The organism is Clostridium sp. D43t1_170807_H7 (genome assembly GCF_015555905.1).
GTDB lineage: Bacteria > Bacillota > Clostridia > Clostridiales > Clostridiaceae > Clostridium.
Map to the genome: position 1 here is coordinate 1 of NZ_JADNLK010000009.1, position 17,007 is coordinate 17,007.

A 17,007-nucleotide genomic window follows, 5' to 3' on the forward strand; every position below is an offset into this window, starting at 1 on the left:
ACAAAAAATGGCTGAAAGCTAGATTTTATCTAACTTTCAGCCATTGAAATTTTTATACTTTCCTATACATTAAAAAAACATCCATCCCTAACCTTGGGACGAATGCTATATCCGTGGTTCCACCCAAATTGAATTAAAAAATTCAATTCATCTTTAAAAGTATTATCGATCTTCACCGATGGTATTTCTCATTATCTTGATACTAAACCATAACTCCAGGGTAGTTTTCTTATAGGCATATTTAAAAGTGCTTTCAGCCTATGACACTTTCTCTCTTAAAACTGTATTCTATAATACTTTTCCCCTTCAACGTATATTAATATTAACCATATTTACTATTATATGAAATTTTTATTAAAATAATACTAACACTTTTTCATTTATTTGTAAATAATTTTATTTTTCACCATATTCTTTGTAATACATAACTTTTAAATTTATCTTAGGATATTTTTTAATAAATTGACTAATAACATAATAACAACTAGGGCATGGCTCCCACTTACTATATAGAATAAGTTGTCCTTCATCAATTAAACTTCCATCTGATATAAGACTATGTATTTTTTCAAGTATCTTCTTTTCACTATCATTAATCCTATTATATCCTATTCCTAATTTACCTAATTTATTAACCTTACAACTTTCAAAACACTCTTGTCCTGGTGGTATTAATGTACAACTATTTTCAATATCATTTTTCCCGCTAACAGCTCTAAATTCTTTCCCATTATATAATACTACTGCCATATTTACAGAATCTTGAATTGCGCTACTTTGATTAATTTTATATGTATTGTTATTAGATTCTATAATATATTTATCTAAATTTTTAATTAATCTCCTCATTCTAGGAATATAACTTTTTATATGCTGATGATATTCAACTGTACCTTTCTCTGCCTTTACATAATCAAATCCAATCTTTTGTGGTATTTCAATAAATAAAGTTTTAGTTTGGCTCTTTTCATCATACTCTTCTTTTACATTTTTATTATTGCAAATTATCATTCTTTTTAACAATTCAATATCTTTTGCATAAACATAATCTCTATTAATTTCATCTTCTAAAGCTTCTAGTTTTATTTTTCCCTCTTCATTGATTTTTGTTGATATAGACTTTTTAGTTTCTTCTATTATTTTTAAAATATGCTCCACATCATCTTGAGTAGTTAATATTCTTTCATATTCTACTCTATCTATAATTAAGGTCTTTATCTTATTTATTTTTTCACACAATTTGTTATGTTCATCTTCAAAAATAATTTCACATTCTATGTAATCTATAAATTCCTTAACTCCCCTTACTTTATAAGTAATATTTCCTTTATCAAGAATTTTATATATTTCTTCATATATCTTATTGTTTATATTAAACTCATTAATAATTTCTTTTTTAAACTCTATTTCACTTAATAGCCCAACATTATAATCTTCCTTTTGTAGCATTTTGTTAAAATCTTTTATACTACTAATTTTAATTCTATCTTTTTTTATACTTTTTATTTTATTATTTCTTTCAATCATATTTACCTCTTTATCTTAGAGTTACTATTTTTTCATCTTAAATATTATAATCTAAATATTTAAGATTTTATATAAAAACATCCTTATTTTAAAAATACATAAAAGTTAATTAAAGGGCAAACTTTACAGTTGCCCTTAAAATATACTTAACACCTTAGATTCATCAATAAATACAATTATATTATCTTTGTTTTTTAATGCAATTATATCTGGAAAATCAAATACAATCTCTCCTTCTAAAACTCCAACTCCTGATATTATCACAGATACATTGAATCCCTTATATTTATTTTTTAACTTATTAAATGAACTCTTCTTTTTATTATTTTCTTTATCTATAACACTATCTTTAACTATTGGTTTATTCCCCTTATTCTCTTTTTTTTTATATATTGGTGATAAATTTCTGAATATATCAAAAGGTAAAATTAATTTTATCTCATAAAAATTATAATTTATTTTTCTACTAAATAATATCTTGCAGAAAAAGCTGGCATATCTATTGATATAGTATCTTCAAATTTTTCTTTACTTTCATCAATTTTATCTTTATATTTTTTATTAATTGCTCTAACTATATAAATAACCTCATTATTTTGTAAGTCATCACTATTACTATCAATAATTAATCTCATCTTATTAATTGAATCAACTTTTAATTCATAATTCTTTTGTTCTTCATTGGAGAAATTAAAAATAGCTATAATTCTTTGCTCCTCACAAATTCTTTCAAAAACATATATACATTTATCTTCTTGCTGACAATCTATCCATTTAAATCCACTATATTTATAATCATTTTTATATAATGCTGGATATTCTAAGTACACATTATTTAATTTTTTCATAAATTTATTAAAATTATTATGCATCGGATAGTTTAAAATATCCCAATCTTGTTCTCTTTTCTCATTCCATTCTCTAAATTGACCTATTTCATTTCCCATAAAGTTAAGTTTTTTACCTGGATGAGCATACATGTACATATATAACGCTCTTACTTGTTTAAACTTATCTTCGTATTCTCCATGCATCTTTTGGATTATAGTTGCTTTTCCATGCACCACTTCATCATGTGATAAAGGCATTAAAAAATGCTCACTATAAAAATACATCATAGAAAAAGTTAGTTTATGATAAGCTCTTTTTCTATCATATGGATGCATTTTAAAATATTCCAAAGTGTCATTCATCCATCCCATATCCCACTTATAGTCAAAGCCTAAACCACCATTTTCTACTTTTTCTGTAACTTTAGGATATGCTGTTGAATCTTCAGCTGCTAAAATTGCTGTTGGATGCAATGCTTTTAACCCTTGATTCATACCTTTAATAAATTCTATAGCCCCTTTATTTTCACCTCTATCAGAATTTCCTTGCCAATAAATAATATTACTTAATGCATCTACCCTTAATCCATCAAAATGATATTCTTCAAGCCAGTAATTTGCTGCTGATTGCAGAAAACTTCTGACCTCTCCCCTTGAATGAATAAAGTTTTTACTTCCCCATTGGCTCATTTCAATATCTTCATATGGATATTCATATAATGAAGTTCCATCATAATTAGCTAATGCAAATTCATCAATAGCAAAATGTACAGGTACAAAATCCATTATTACTCCTATATTATTTTCATGACACTTATCTATAAAATACATCAAATCTATAGCTGTGCCATATCTAGAGGTTGGGCTAAAAAATCCTGTATTTTGATATCCCCAAGATTCATCACATGGATGCTCACTTAATGGCATTATTTCAATATAGTTATATCCATACTCTTTCACATATGGAATTAACAATTCCGATATTTCTCTATATGTATACCAAGTATTATCACTTTTTTTTCTCCATGATCCTAAATGTACTTCGTAAATATTCAGAGGTTTATCTTTGCAATCACTTCTTCTTTTTATCCACTCATCATCATTAAACTTATATTTATCCAAGTCTCTTATAATAGATGCTGTGTTTGGTCTAACTTCCATCCCAAAACCATATGGATCACAATGATCTACACAACCACCATTTTTATTGTAAATTTTATACTTATATAACATTCCTGGCTTCGCATTTTCTATGCTACATTCAAAGAAATTATCATCATCAGTTCTCTTCATTTCTATTCCATTCCAGTCATTAAATTCACCAATTAACTCTATTTTTAGAGCATTTGGAGCAAATGTTCTAAAAGTAACTTGATTTTCTTTTACATGAGCACCTAAATATTTATAAGCATCAAAAACTTTCCCTGAGTAAAACCCATACATATCCATACTGCTATCTCCTTTAATTGTAATGTAGTGATTTTATCACTTAGATATATTTTACATTATTTGGAAGATGAAAACTATAATAAATTTCTATAAATTCTAATTACAATAAAATTTATTAAAAAAATACTGATAGATATAAAATTTTGCTTTATATCTACCAGTATTTTAACTTTTTCTTTTTAATTAATTAGATCTTTTTTCTTTCAATTTACTCTTAATAAATATTCTATTTGCAACTGCCATAACTGTTGATCTCAACATTTCACTTTCATTAGTTGTAGTTCCTGTAGCGGTAGGATATGAAAAATCTCTTGTAGAAAATACTGCCCTTATAGCTTGTTCTACTTCTAAGCAAAAATAATCATAAGCTAATTCTATTGGACAACTTTCAATTTGAATATTAATAAGCTCACATATTTCTTGTAAAGTGAATACTTGTTTTAATAAACAAACGACAATTAAATAAGCTAAGTGCTTTTCATTATATTTTTTATCCTTTGGTGGTGAAACAACTTTTTGCTTAACATAATTATTAAGCATAGTCGGTGTTAATAGCTTTTCATCACTTTCAATATTTATTGATTTAACTAAATCCTCTAAATAAGTAATTACCTGATCTTTATAAAGAGGAACTCTTGGTAGTTCATTAAATCTTGGTATATGAAATTCTAAACTTTCCATTAATACCCCCTAATATTCTATTTTAATAATCCATGCTTTCTTATATATTGTATTGATACACATCCTGGTCCACCTTGAGTTGTAAATACAGGACTTAATAAATTAATTTCTATATCAGCATTTTCTATATTATTTAGTATAATATTTTTTGCCTCTTCTGCTAACTCTTCTATACAAGCATGTGAAATATAAATTTTACAGTTTGAGTCAACACCACATTCTATCATTTCTTCAACTATTTTAGCTATTGCCTTTTTAAAAGTACGCTTAGTTGTAAATTTAACTAAAGACTGTTTGTCCTCAGCTAGCGTCATAACAGGTACTAGTTTTATAGCACTTCCTATTTTACCTACAAGGGATGAAATTCTTCCACCTCTAACTAAAAAGTCAAAATCATGTGGAATTAAATATGATTTTGTATCTTCTAACGCTTTATTTATCTCATCTACTATCTCCTGTTTTGTTTTACCTTGCTTTACAAGCTCAACAGCTAAGTTAACTAAATATCTATGCGGTCCACATAATGTCTTTGAATTTATAACCTCTATACGCTCTGGACTAGCTGCCATTCCTTTTGCTACACAAGCCGAATTATATGTTCCTGATAATCCATCCGCCATTGAAATATTAATTATTTCATCATCTGGATATTGATCATATATATCTAATACTTCACCTATTGATGGTTGTGATGAAGCTGGAATGTGTCCTTGATTTATTATATCTATAAATTCCTTTGTTCTTATATCTTCATATTCCTTATAAGTATGCCCATTAATTGTTACTGCAAGTGGTGCAATAATAACTTCCTTTTCTGCTCCCTCGCTTTTTGAGTAAAGTGTCGATGAATCTGCCACTATTTTAATCATAATTTCTCTCCTCTTAATTTAAAGTAATATTCTAAAGAATCTTGATTAACATTCTAAATTATGTAGTTTTAAAAACTATTTGTTTTAGATTATCACCCTAAATCATTTTTGTCAACAATATTAATCTATTCTTAATATATTTTTCTATATTAATCAATAAACATAAAAAAGCCATTGAAATAATTTCAATAGCTTTTTGTATATTTCCAAATTAAAATTTATTATTATACTCACAAAATTTATTAATTATCTTCCAATTCTTCTAATATATCTGGAAGTACTATTTATACATCTTTCTATTTCAGTTTCATCACAAGAAATACTTTTTTCCTCCATATCAGGATCAATTATAAGAAATATCCCTTGATCTTCTATAAACTTACGCATATTAAGTGCAGCCTCTTCAACTATATATACTATATCATTGTTTTTCTTATTAAGTTTATACTTTCCAGTTTCTATCTTTGAACTATCTATGATATCATTTATTATTTTCAATAAATTATTGCAACTTTTACTTATTATATCCATATACTGATTAAATTTTTCATATGTTATATTTCTATTTACATTTAGTGAATTTATCAATTGAACTGTTGAATTTATCACATTTATTGGTGTTCTAAGTTCATGAGATAAATTAACAAAATAATTATTTTTGAATTTTTCATTATTTATTATTTTTTGGCTTAATCTTTTATTTTCTTCTAATTGATTATTTAATTTCATTGTTTTTTGATTTACTAAATGTTGTAGTATTTTAACATAATTAAATATATAAATAGAAAATGCTAATAATATAGATACATATATTATATAAGCCAAAGGTGTTTTCCAAATAGGGTTTTTAACCCTTATATTTATGCTTGTCTCTTTTGTTAATTCACCATGTTCATCTCTAGCTCTTAATTTTAAAATATATTTTCCTGGTTCTAATGATTTAAATTCCAAGATATTCTGCAAATCAATATATATCCACTCTTCATCAATTCCTTCTAGCATATATTCATAAGTTATATTATTTAAACTCTCATACTTAGGTAAAAAATAGCTAATATGTAAACCTTTATAATCATATTCTAAAATCAACTCATTTTCATCATAAACAACTTTATCTTTTCCAATAAAAATATCACCAATTACTATCTCATCTTTACCATTTCTATAATCTACTAAATTATCTGGATTAAAATATATACACCCCTCAGTACTTCCAAATATAATAGTTCCATCTTCAAGTTTTAAACTGGCATTTAAGTTAAATTGATATCCATATAATCCATCCGTCTTAGTATAATTTATAAAATCATTATCTTCTGTGTTAAATTTATTTAATCCTTTATTAGTACTTATCCAAATATCACCATTGTTATCAATTAAAATTGAGTTTATAAAATTATTAGTTAATCCCTCAGCTGTAGTATAAGAAGTAAATTTCTTTGTTTCTAAATCAAATTTACTAAGTCCTACATTACTTCCTATCCATAAATTCCCTAAATAATCAAATGCCATACAATTTATATAATTATTAATTAATGAATTTTTATTTAAAGGATCATTTACATATCTCTCTATAACTCCTTCTTGCTTATGATATTTAACTAATCCAATATCACTTCCACCTAACCAAATAATATTTTCATCTTTATTATCTTGTAGTATATATTTTATATGTCCTGGATTTATTCCAAATTCATTAATACTTTCACTATAATATGTCTTTTCCCTAGTAATTATATTATAACTATAAAAATCAGTTGTAGTAGCTATCCATATATCTTTTTCATCACTATACATATAACTTAATTCTGAAAAATAATCATCTCCAATTAGTATTTCTTTATATGAATAAGTCTCCGTATTAAAATATATAAAATTTTACTTCCCCCTCTTCAATATTATAAATATCTTCTACATCTTTTTCCTTTATATTATACTTTTTAACACCTTGATCATTAATTATCAACAAATTATACCTTTGAGCTTCTTTTATATTGTACATAAATATACTATCTTTAGTTGATATCCAAATATTCCCCAAATAATCCCTTGATATATTTGAAATAAATAATCTGCCTGTATTTCTATTATTATTTATCCCTAAATTTTCATCTATTATATTTAGTCCACTTTTTGTTCCTACCCATAATCTGTGATTACTACATGTGATGTTTTCCATTATAACAGTTGAATTATCTAAATCTATTCCAACTTTACTTTGTTCATTAACAGCCGTTGTATTTTTATCTCTTCCTATTAATTCAATATTTCTAAGTTCTATACCAGAAACTCTATATACAGATATTCCGTTATTAATGTAGTTCTTAATTTTTAAATCTTCTACTATTGTATCATTTGATTTGATTACAAACTTATTAGTTGTATCTGTTGAGTCAACTTGATTTAAATCTAATGTAAATCCTCCACCATTAATAGTTACGTTTTTACCAGTAACATTTAAAACTTCAGAACCTTGAAGTGTTATATCATTTTTTATAGTTATTTCTATATTTGATTTTTTTATAGCATCTGCTAATGATGTAAAGTCAGTTACATATTCTTGTGTGATTACTACAGGTATATCTAAAAATTGTTGCGTTGTATCACCTGTAGCACTCTTATCTACTAACTCTTCCACTACTTGTACTTTATCTACACTTTCAACCTTTTCTTCAGTGGATTGTATTATATCTTTACTTTGATTTTTTTCTAACGAATCCTCATTCCAACTATTTTCCAATTCGTCATCTATAGTCTGTGTTACTTCCACATCTTCATTTCCATCTGCCAACTGATTTTTCATTGTATCACAATAAGCTACATTATTAGAAATAATAGCAGTTATTAATGTTCCTGTTATTATTTTTTTCATTAGTTTTATACTCCTTTAATTCATCGTTACACTTATTGTTTATTGATATAGTAGGTTATTTATGTATAAGTTAAACTATAGAAAATTAATTAAAATGTGTATTTCTCCTTAAAAGATTTATTTTTTATAACTAAACCTCCCAAGATATTATTATAAAATAAATTTATCAATAGGAGGTTTATTAATCTAGTTGCTTATTTTTATACTTATGACTCTATGCAGACTATTTTTTAATATTCAATTTTATCACACTATGTATATAGGATTTTTTTATTTGTTTTTCTTTCCATTATTTATAAATACACTCAACATTAATGTTAATCCTAATCCAATATACCCTAATACTCCAGTCTCCTCTGCTTTTGGAGATTCATTATCCTCATTTGGTTTTATATTTAACCCTACTGTCTAACTCTGTTATTTTATAATATTTCGACTTTTTTTGTCAATACAGCCTATTATCATGATTATATTCCCAATTTTCTATTTATTAATATAATTTTTTTAAATATAATATAAAAAACCTTCTTTTGATGTATCTTATTTCTTTAGTTTTCCTAAAAAAAATTAATTAAACATAATTATCTAATCTCCATAAATCTAATAGTGAATGTTTTATTAGTTATATTATAACTTGTTTAGTTTATCTGCTCTTCTTAAATATACATTTCACTGCTCTTTTTACTACATCAAAAAAACTTAACGAATAAACCATATGCTCTGGATCAACATAATTTCTAATAGTACGAAGTACTTTTGCTGTTTCTTTAGAAGCAAAAGTATAGGTACCATTTTTCCTTGTTCTCATTGCATATCGTGGAATCCACCTTCCTTTAAATAATACTGATGCAATTACATAGTCAACCTCCTCCCAAGGAATTTGAATATATTTTCGAGGATCACGAGAATTATAAAATTCAAAGCCTTTGTCTCCAATCATAATTTTTCCATAATCCGAAACCCCTGTAAAAGATGTTGCATCAATTACTAAATCTACCTTTGTATTAAGTGATTGAACCATTTAATCCACCTCTTTTCAAATTATACATACCTTCATTTTAATTATATATTTTCTACATATTACCATAATCCACTCAAGAGTAATTGAAAACAATATGTATTACAATCCCTGTTTATCTTATATTAACAAAGCCCAGGCTATAAAAACCTAGGCTAAGTAAATGCTACATTAAACCAATTAAGTGAAAAATAATACCAGCTATAAATAACCCAAGAATAATTATAATTGGAGATACTTTCTTCTTAAGCAACCACATACAAAGAAGTGTAATTAATAATCCTGCAAGTCCAGGAATTAATGAATCTAAGTTGTTTTGCAATGTTGTAACTTTCTCCGCAGTTAATGACATACCAGATGCTTGTTGTAAAAGAGCTTGTTTAATACCTTCTGCCCCGGCAGGAAGGCTACTCCAGTCAATGTAAGCACCATCACTTAAATTAACTGATGATACTATTGGTGTAAATTTAACAGATACCCATCTGTTAACTAATGCACCTAAAATGAACATACCAAGAATTGATGCTCCTTTTGTAACACCTTGTAATAAGCCACCTGATAGGTCATCACTAATATGAGATCCTGCTTTGTAACCAAACTCTTGTGTATACCACATAAATGCCATACGGATGACATTCCAAGCTAAGAAAAATATAATTGGTCCGAGAATGTTTCCATTCATTGCAAGTGAAGCTGCTAATGCTCCTAAAATTGGTCTAACAGTAAACCAGAAAACCGGATCTCCAATACCAGCTAAAGGTCCCATCATACCAACCTTAACACCTTGAATAGTTCTGTCTTCAATTGGTACACCGTTTGCACGTTCTTCTTCTAAAGCTAATGTTACACCAAGAACTGGTGAAGCTACATATGGGTGAGTATTAAAGAACTCCAGATTACGTTTTAATGCAGCTGCACGTTCTTCCTTAGTTTTGTATAATCTTTTGATTGCAGGAATCATTGCAAATGCCCAGCCACCGTTTTGCATTCTTTCATAGTTCCAAGAACCTTGAAGGAAAGTTGAACGCCACCAAACAGAAATACGATCTTTTTTTGTTAATTTTAATTCTTTTGCCATTTTATCTCCTCTCCTTTCTTAGTATCTATCAATAATATCTCCTAAAGGATCACCTATATTTGAACTTCCACCATTTCCTGAGCCACCTTGTTTACTAAGGGCTAAGTAAATAAGAGCTAAAGCTACACCGATTACACCAAGTCCGATAAGTGTGATTTCTGAAACAGTTGCTAATACGAAACCGATTGCAAAGAATGGCCATACTTCTTTTGTCGCCATCATATTAATTACCATAGCATAACCAACAGCCACAACCATTCCACCACCAATTGCTAAACCATCTGTTAACCAAGTAGGCATAGCATCAAGTAAGCTACTAATTGGACCAGCACCAATTGCTAAAATTAAAGCTGCTGGAATTGCAATACGTATACCCTGTAAACAAATAGCTGCTATTTGCCATATTTCAACAGCTCTGATATTTCCGTCTTTAGCCGCAGCATCCATAAAATGTACAAATGCTGTAGCAATTGTACGACAAATAATTGTTAATAATAACCCTGCAACAGCTAGAGGAATAGCAATAGCGATTGCTGAAGAAACTCCATCTGTACCTTTTCCTCCAAGCACTAAAATTATTGCAGATGCAACAGATGCTAAGGCTGCATCAGGTGCCACAGCCGCACCAATATTTGCCCAACCTAAAGCTATCATTTGAAGGGTACCACCTAAGATTAAACAAGGTACTAGATTACCTGTAACTAATCCAATCAACGTACAAGCAACTATTGGTTGATGAAACTGGAATTCATCCAATACACCTTCCATACCAGCTAAAAATGCTATAATAATAACTAGTATAATTTGAACAATATTTAAAGTCATTATTATTAATCCTCCTTTTTATCTAATATAATTAGCTTATTTTTCTTTGTTTAATTCATCTTGTGCTTTTTTAATTATTTCATCCATATTTCCTTTTGAATCACTTGGAACTTTACGAACATCAAAACTAAGCCCAATTTTTTTTAATTTATTAAATGTATCAATATCTTCTTGACTAAAAGCTAGTACTTTATTGGGTTGAACCTTACCTATAGAATGAGCCATAGAACCAACATTGATTGTCTTTAAAGGCACTCCTCCTTCTACTACTCTAAGTACATCTTCTGGATTTTCAAAAAGAAGCATTGCACGTTGTCCACCAAAATGTTTATCATCTTTTGCAAGTTTAATCATATGATTAATGGGAACAACATGAGCCTTAACCCCAGGCGGAGCTGCTTGTTGAATCAAATTCTTACGAAGCTGATCTTTGGCTACTGCATCTGAAACAACAATAATTCGAGTAGGATGTACAGCTTTTGTCCAAGCAGTTGCTACTTGTCCATGAAGTAAACGAGAGTCAATACGAGCTAAAACATATTCGAATGATCCAGGCATACCTACATTAGATTGTTCAGCTGAAGTTTCAGAAACTTTGCCTGTATCTACTATTTCTAACTCTTCAGGCTTAACTTTAACTCCCTCTTTAGCTGATTTTAAGATATTAGCTGCAATTTTCTGTGCAGATTCCATTGAAAGACGTGCAGCATAAGCTTCAATTAGCATTGGTAGATTCATACCGGCTACAATTGCCCATTTATCTTTATGTTCTTCAAATATAGTATTTGCTTGGTTGAATGGTGTACCACCCCAAAGATCAACTAAAAATAAGACTTCATCTTGGTTATCAAAAGATGCTATTGCCTCTTTCAGTTTTTCCTTAAAATCATTAGGTCCTTCACTAGGCATCAATGTAACAGCTTTTACGTTTTCTTGTTCTCCGAAAACCATCGCACCAGATTGCAAAATCCCTTTAGCAAAGTCCCCATGACTCGCAAGAATAATTCCTACCATTTCTATACCTCCCATTTTTTATTTATTACAAAAACTAAAAGGCATAATCATTTAGAAATAAAATAATCCATACTTAGATTTCATCACAGTACTTTCATATCAATTTAATCATTAAAAATATAATACCTTGTAAGACAATACAAAACATGTGATATAACAAACAAATAGTTATTTTATTGAATTCTTTATTTCAGTATACTTATGCCTAATAGAATTAGTAACATACTAAATATTTTTATTAATTATAATCTACTTAGGGTCTCTGAATTGAATATCCCTATTTTTGACTATACTTATATATAGTAATGTTTCTTTCTATTTATGTAATATATTTTAAATTTTTATTATTATCTTTTTAATAATAAAACTCCACAACTATCTGTAAGTAGCTATTGAAGTCACATACAACTAGTCATGGATTTTATATGTCTATAAAGTAATAAAACCATACAGACAATCTGTACGGTTTTATATTGATGGCAAAGAAAAATAATTTTTATTCTATATTAATCCACAAATCATCGTGATAAATATCCATCATATTCACTTATATGAAGAAGCTTTTGAGCATTTTCTATTCTCTCCTTAGTAGGAGGTTTAACATCCTTTAAAGGATAATCAATACCAAGCTGTTCCCATTTGAAAGTTCCAAGCGTATGATAAGGAAGTACTTGAACACGATCTACATTCTTCAAAGTCTTGATAAATTCATCAAGTTTTCTTAACTGTTCATCATTATCACTTCCACCTGGTACGAGTACATGACGAATCCATACAGGTTTATTGATTTCTGATAAATATCTTGCCATATCAAGAATATTTGAATTACTCCATCCTGTAAGTATTTTATGGTCAGCTTCATCTATCTGTTTAATATCTAGCATTACAAGATCTGTTACTTTCATAAGCTCATTAAATTTACTAAAGAAAGGTTCTTCTCTTGTAAATGGACCTCCAGACGTATCAAGTGTAACATGAACGCCCTTTACTTTAGCTTTTTTAAAGAATTCAATCAGGAAATCTATTTGAAGAAGAGGTTCACCACCACTTACAGTGATCCCTCCATTCTTTTTCCAATAAGTTTTATATTTAAGAGCTTGAGACAAAAGCTCATCTGCAGTTTTTGTCTCACCGCCATTCATATCCCAAGTATCCGGATTGTGGCAGAACTGACATCTCATATGACAGCCTTTTAAAAAAACAACAAAACGGATTCCTGGTCCATCAACAGACCCAAAACTCTCTATTGAATGAATTCTTGCTATATTTTTATCTAAATTAGAGTTCAGCATGACATGTTCTAGAGATAACATCAAGTTGTTGTTCTCTTGTTAAATCTATAAACTTAACTGCATAACCAGATACACGGATAGTGAAGTTAGCATATTCTTCTTTTTCAGGATGTTCCATAGCGTCTTTTAATTTTTCAATACCAAATATATTAACATTTAAATGATGTGGTCCTTGATCGAAATAACCATCTAATACTTGTACAAGTTTATCAACTTGTTCCTCTTTATCATGTCCTAATGCCGTTGGGTTAATTGTTTGTGTATTTGAAATACCATCTAAAGCCCATTCATAAGGAATCTTAGCTACAGAGTTTAAAGAAGCAAGTAAACCATTCTTTTCTGCCCCATAAGATGGACTAGCTCCAGGTGAAAGTGGAGTCCAAGCCTTACGTCCATCTGGCATATTACCAGTATACTTACCATATACTACATTTGATGTAATAGTAAGAAGTGATGTAGTAGGTTCAGAATTTCTATATGTGTGTCTCTTTTTAATTTTGTCAAGGAATGACTTAAGAACATATATACCAATTTCATCAGCTCTATCATCATCATTACCATATCTCGGGAAATCTCCTTCAACTTCATAATCTGTAACAATACCATCTTCATTACGAATTGTTTTAACTTTTGCATACTTAATTGCAGAAAGTGAATCAATTACATGTGAGAAACCTGCAATACCAGTTGCAAATGTACGTCTTACATCTGTATCTATAAGAGCCATTTCTGCTGCTTCATAATAATATTTATCATGCATGTATTGAATAAGATTTAATGTATTTACATAAAGACCAGCTAACCAGTCACTCATTCTTTCATATTTTTCAATTACTTCATTATAATCAAGGTATTCTGATGTAATTCCTTTATACTCAGGTCCAACTTGTTTACCTGATTTTTCATCAACACCACCATTTATTGCGTAAAGTAAACACTTAGCAAGGTTAGCTCTAGCTCCAAAGAACTGCATTTCTTTACCTGTTTGAGTAGCAGATACACAGCAACATATTGAATAATCATCGCCCCATTCTGGTTTCATAGCATCATCATTTTCATATTGAATAGAGCTTGTGTCTACTGAAATCTTTGCTGCATACTTCTTGAAGTTTTCAGGAAGTGCAGAAGAATAAAGTACAGTAAGGTTTGGTTCTGGAGAAGGTCCCATATTTTCTAATGTGTGAAGGAAACGATAGTCGTTTTTTGTTACCATGTGACGTCCATCAACACCTATACCACCTAATGCAATAGTAACCCATGAAGGATCTCCTGAGAATAATTCATTGTAAGAAGTTATTCTTGCAAATTTAACCATCCTGCATTTCATTGTTAAATGGTCGATTAATTCTTGAGCTTCTTCTTCCGTAATAACTCCATTATCAAGATCTCTTTGGATATAGATATCAAGGAAAGTAGATACACGTCCTATTGACATAGCTGCACCATTTTGAGTCTTGATTGCTGAAAGATATCCAAAGTATAACCATTGAACAGCTTCTTTAGCATCCTTTGCTGGTTTTGAAATATCATAGCCATAGCTTGCAGCCATTTTCTTCATATTTTCAAGTGCTTTACGTTGTTCTGTAATTTCTTCTCTTAGACGGATAACTTCATCTGTCATAGTTCCATCCCCACAGTTAGCAAGGTCTTTTGCTTTTTCTTCTATAAGGTAATCAATACCATAAAGAGCAACTCTTCTGTAGTCACCTACGATACGTCCACGTCCATAAGTATCAGGAAGTCCTGTTATTATATGGCTGCTACGAGCTTTTCTCATTTCTGGTGTATAAGCGTCGAATACCCCTTGATTGTGTGTCTTATGGTATTCAGTAAATATCTTGTGTAATTCTGGATTTGGTGTGTATCCATAGTTTTCACAAGATTGCTCAGCCATTTTTATACCACCGTATGGCATGAAAGCTCTCTTAAGAGGCTTGTCCGTTTGAAGACCTACTACTTTTTCAAACTCTTTTAAAGATTCATCAATATATCCTGGACCATAAGCTGTAAGTCCAGAAACAACTTCTGTTTCCATATCAAGTACTCCGCCTTTAGCTCTTTCTTCTTTTTGCAATTCTTGTAATCTGCCCCATAGTTTATTGGTAGCATCTGTTGGACCTGCTAGGAAACTTTCATCACCATCATATGGTTTATAGTTTTTTTGAATGAAGTCTCTAACATTTATTTCCTCTCTCCATATTCTCCCTTCAAAGCCAGCCCATTGTTCATTTTCTAACATGTTCATTCCCCCTTGTACGCTATATACATATATTCTCACAATTTATACTACTAATTTGGTATAAGCTAAATTTATTCCTTTTTAACCTCTGAATTATGCTCTTGCATTTCAGAAAACTATACAATGTATGATTTAAAAACTAATTTCATTTCATATGTTAACTTATTTTGTATTTATTGTCAATTTTTTCTAAAAATATATTTATATATATTTCTCTGATAATTTACCTAAAATTATTAATATTAATTTTTATAACGATTACAATATTTATATTTTCCATAAAACCCTCCCCCTAGTAACGATTATGTGAAATTTTATATTTTAAAATTACAATGCTTAGTTAGCCATTTCATCAATAAAAACGCACACCCCTAGTGAAAATTCCACTAAGTGGTGTGCATAAATACTCAAAATCCCTAAAAATGACTAAACTATCTATTTTAACAATCCCATTGATTTTCTTTCATATCAACATGATTCTCATCTTTAAAGGATACACCTTCTTCTAATAGCAAAAATCGTTGCTCCTGCCACCTTGGTACCAACCTTCCAGCATGATTTACCACACGATGACATAAATACTATTTTATATTTTTTATATTAGGGAATACTATTTTTATAAATATAAAAATAGGTAGGGATAATTTTAATATGACAGAAACTGAAAAAGCTTATATAGCTGGAATACTAGATGGCGAAGGAAGTATTATGCTTCAAAAATTTCATGCAAAAGAACATCCATCTCCTTGTGTATCAATAGCATCAACTACACTTGAGTTGTTAGAATGGATCAAAAAAACAGTTGGAAAGGGTGTTATAGTTAAAAAAAAGAATTATAATCCTGAAAAACATCAAGACTGCTATAGCTATAAATTAAAATATAATGATGCTATTAATCTAATTAAAGATCTTTATCCATATATAATTATTCCAGCCAAAAGAAAAAGAGCAGAATTAATATTAAAAAAATATAAATCTATAACTCCTAGAAATGGGAGATATTCTGAAGAAATGCTTAGAGCTAAACTTGATTTTTATAACGAATTTATGTCTATAAAGTAATGAAACCGTACAGATAATCTGTACGGTTTTATTTTGGTGGAGGCGAGGGGTCATGTGCATCCATTATTTCTATATGGCACTGACTATATCTTCTACTATTACTAGAATAGTAGCCTGGCATATTATAGAAGCTTAGTATAGTTTATATCTTCTATCCTAGTATTCCATAGATTACTCCTTAGGAACCTATAAGTCGATACGAGGCTGTTGAATTTCTTCACATACCTCTCGGTATTGCCGTCAGCATTCTC

At 29.0% G+C, this 17,007-nt stretch carries 14 protein-coding genes, 1 pseudogene and 1 other annotated feature; of the genes and pseudogenes, 1 reads left to right on the plus strand and 14 read right to left on the minus strand.

Annotation, left to right across the window (positions count from 1 at the left end):
• Positions 1-91: 91 nt before the first annotated feature.
• Positions 92-319 (minus strand) — a binding site (T-box leader).
• Between the two features lie 77 nt (positions 320-396).
• From I2E98_RS07185 to I2E98_RS07245, 14 genes and pseudogenes are all read right to left on the minus strand, one after another.
• The gene (locus I2E98_RS07185) at positions 397-1,527 is read right to left on the minus strand and encodes a deaminase domain-containing protein (RefSeq protein WP_195468280.1); all 1,131 of its coding nucleotides are present in this window, start codon (positions 1,525-1,527) and stop codon (positions 397-399) included.
• A gap of 135 nt (positions 1,528-1,662) precedes the next feature.
• Positions 1,663-1,791, minus strand: coding sequence for a hypothetical protein (locus tag I2E98_RS16170; RefSeq protein WP_279324965.1), 129 nt, complete (start codon positions 1,789-1,791; stop codon positions 1,663-1,665).
• 191 nt (positions 1,792-1,982) lie between these two features.
• The gene (glgB, locus tag I2E98_RS07190) at positions 1,983-3,806 is read right to left on the minus strand and encodes a 1,4-alpha-glucan branching protein GlgB (RefSeq protein ID WP_195468281.1); all 1,824 of its coding nucleotides are present in this window, start codon (positions 3,804-3,806) and stop codon (positions 1,983-1,985) included.
• A gap of 183 nt (positions 3,807-3,989) precedes the next feature.
• Positions 3,990-4,487: a DUF1836 domain-containing protein gene (locus I2E98_RS07195; RefSeq protein ID WP_195468282.1), complete on the minus strand. Its 498-nt coding sequence runs from the start codon at positions 4,485-4,487 to the stop codon at positions 3,990-3,992.
• A gap of 17 nt (positions 4,488-4,504) precedes the next feature.
• Complete coding sequence (locus I2E98_RS07200) at positions 4,505-5,356, minus strand: DegV family protein (RefSeq protein ID WP_195468283.1); 852 nt, start codon at positions 5,354-5,356, stop codon at positions 4,505-4,507.
• A gap of 246 nt (positions 5,357-5,602) precedes the next feature.
• The gene (locus I2E98_RS07205; protein ID WP_195468284.1) at positions 5,603-7,153 is read right to left on the minus strand and encodes a triple tyrosine motif-containing protein; all 1,551 of its coding nucleotides are present in this window, start codon (positions 7,151-7,153) and stop codon (positions 5,603-5,605) included.
• 64 nt (positions 7,154-7,217) lie between these two features.
• Positions 7,218-8,228 carry a pectate lyase-like adhesive domain-containing protein gene (locus I2E98_RS07210; RefSeq protein ID WP_195468285.1) on the minus strand — a complete coding sequence of 337 codons (1,011 nt, stop codon included), beginning with the start codon at positions 8,226-8,228 and terminating at the stop codon, positions 7,218-7,220.
• 643 nt (positions 8,229-8,871) lie between these two features.
• Positions 8,872-9,249 (minus strand): DUF956 family protein, encoded by a 378-nt coding sequence (locus I2E98_RS07215; protein WP_195468286.1) that lies wholly within the window; start codon positions 9,247-9,249, stop codon positions 8,872-8,874.
• A gap of 163 nt (positions 9,250-9,412) precedes the next feature.
• On the minus strand, positions 9,413-10,324 hold the full coding sequence (locus tag I2E98_RS07220; RefSeq protein ID WP_195468287.1) for a PTS system mannose/fructose/sorbose family transporter subunit IID: 912 nt from the start codon (positions 10,322-10,324) through the stop codon (positions 9,413-9,415).
• A gap of 18 nt (positions 10,325-10,342) precedes the next feature.
• Positions 10,343-11,149 (minus strand): PTS mannose/fructose/sorbose transporter subunit IIC, encoded by an 807-nt coding sequence (locus I2E98_RS07225; RefSeq protein ID WP_195468288.1) that lies wholly within the window; start codon positions 11,147-11,149, stop codon positions 10,343-10,345.
• Between the two features lie 36 nt (positions 11,150-11,185).
• Positions 11,186-12,163: a mannose/fructose/sorbose PTS transporter subunit IIA gene (locus I2E98_RS07230; RefSeq protein ID WP_195468289.1), complete on the minus strand. Its 978-nt coding sequence runs from the start codon at positions 12,161-12,163 to the stop codon at positions 11,186-11,188.
• Positions 12,164-12,681: 518 nt separating this feature from the next.
• A complete protein-coding gene (gene pflA, locus I2E98_RS07235; RefSeq protein ID WP_195468290.1) occupies positions 12,682-13,476 on the minus strand; it encodes a pyruvate formate-lyase-activating protein in 795 nt (264 codons plus the stop codon).
• Positions 13,442-15,694, minus strand: coding sequence for a formate C-acetyltransferase (gene pflB / locus I2E98_RS07240; RefSeq protein WP_195468291.1), 2,253 nt, complete (start codon positions 15,692-15,694; stop codon positions 13,442-13,444). Before pflB ends, pflA begins: the two co-directional genes overlap by 35 nt.
• A 440-nt stretch (positions 15,695-16,134) precedes the next feature.
• A pseudogene (locus tag I2E98_RS07245) lies at positions 16,135-16,275 on the minus strand (DNA methyltransferase); the annotation flags it as partial.
• A 70-nt stretch (positions 16,276-16,345) separates the two neighbouring features.
• Here I2E98_RS07245 and I2E98_RS07250 point away from each other — a divergent pair.
• Positions 16,346-16,756, plus strand: coding sequence for an LAGLIDADG family homing endonuclease (locus I2E98_RS07250; protein WP_195468292.1), 411 nt, complete (start codon positions 16,346-16,348; stop codon positions 16,754-16,756).
• Positions 16,757-17,007: the final 251 nt, after the last annotated feature.

What these genes read in the sequence shown, in the direction of transcription:
- I2E98_RS07185 (WP_195468280.1), bottom strand. Translation starts at nt 1,527, where the DNA reads ATGATTGAAAGAAATAATAAAATAAAAAGTATAAAAAAAGATAGAATT.
- glgB (WP_195468281.1), bottom strand. Translation starts at nt 3,806, where the DNA reads ATGGATATGTATGGGTTTTACTCAGGGAAAGTTTTTGATGCTTATAAA.
- I2E98_RS07195 (WP_195468282.1), bottom strand. Translation starts at nt 4,487, where the DNA reads ATGGAAAGTTTAGAATTTCATATACCAAGATTTAATGAACTACCAAGA.
- I2E98_RS07200 (WP_195468283.1), bottom strand. Translation starts at nt 5,356, where the DNA reads ATGATTAAAATAGTGGCAGATTCATCGACACTTTACTCAAAAAGCGAG.
- I2E98_RS07205 (WP_195468284.1), bottom strand. Translation starts at nt 7,153, where the DNA reads ATGTATAGTGATGAAAAAGATATATGGATAGCTACTACAACTGATTTT.
- I2E98_RS07210 (WP_195468285.1), bottom strand. Translation starts at nt 8,228, where the DNA reads ATGAAAAAAATAATAACAGGAACATTAATAACTGCTATTATTTCTAAT.
- I2E98_RS07215 (WP_195468286.1), bottom strand. Translation starts at nt 9,249, where the DNA reads ATGGTTCAATCACTTAATACAAAGGTAGATTTAGTAATTGATGCAACA.
- I2E98_RS07220 (WP_195468287.1), bottom strand. Translation starts at nt 10,324, where the DNA reads ATGGCAAAAGAATTAAAATTAACAAAAAAAGATCGTATTTCTGTTTGG.
- I2E98_RS07225 (WP_195468288.1), bottom strand. Translation starts at nt 11,149, where the DNA reads ATGACTTTAAATATTGTTCAAATTATACTAGTTATTATTATAGCATTT.
- I2E98_RS07230 (WP_195468289.1), bottom strand. Translation starts at nt 12,163, where the DNA reads ATGGTAGGAATTATTCTTGCGAGTCATGGGGACTTTGCTAAAGGGATT.
- pflA (WP_195468290.1), bottom strand. Translation starts at nt 13,476, where the DNA reads ATGTTATCTCTAGAACATGTCATGCTGAACTCTAATTTAGATAAAAAT.
- pflB (WP_195468291.1), bottom strand. Translation starts at nt 15,694, where the DNA reads ATGTTAGAAAATGAACAATGGGCTGGCTTTGAAGGGAGAATATGGAGA.
- I2E98_RS07250 (WP_195468292.1), top strand. Translation starts at nt 16,346, where the DNA reads ATGACAGAAACTGAAAAAGCTTATATAGCTGGAATACTAGATGGCGAA.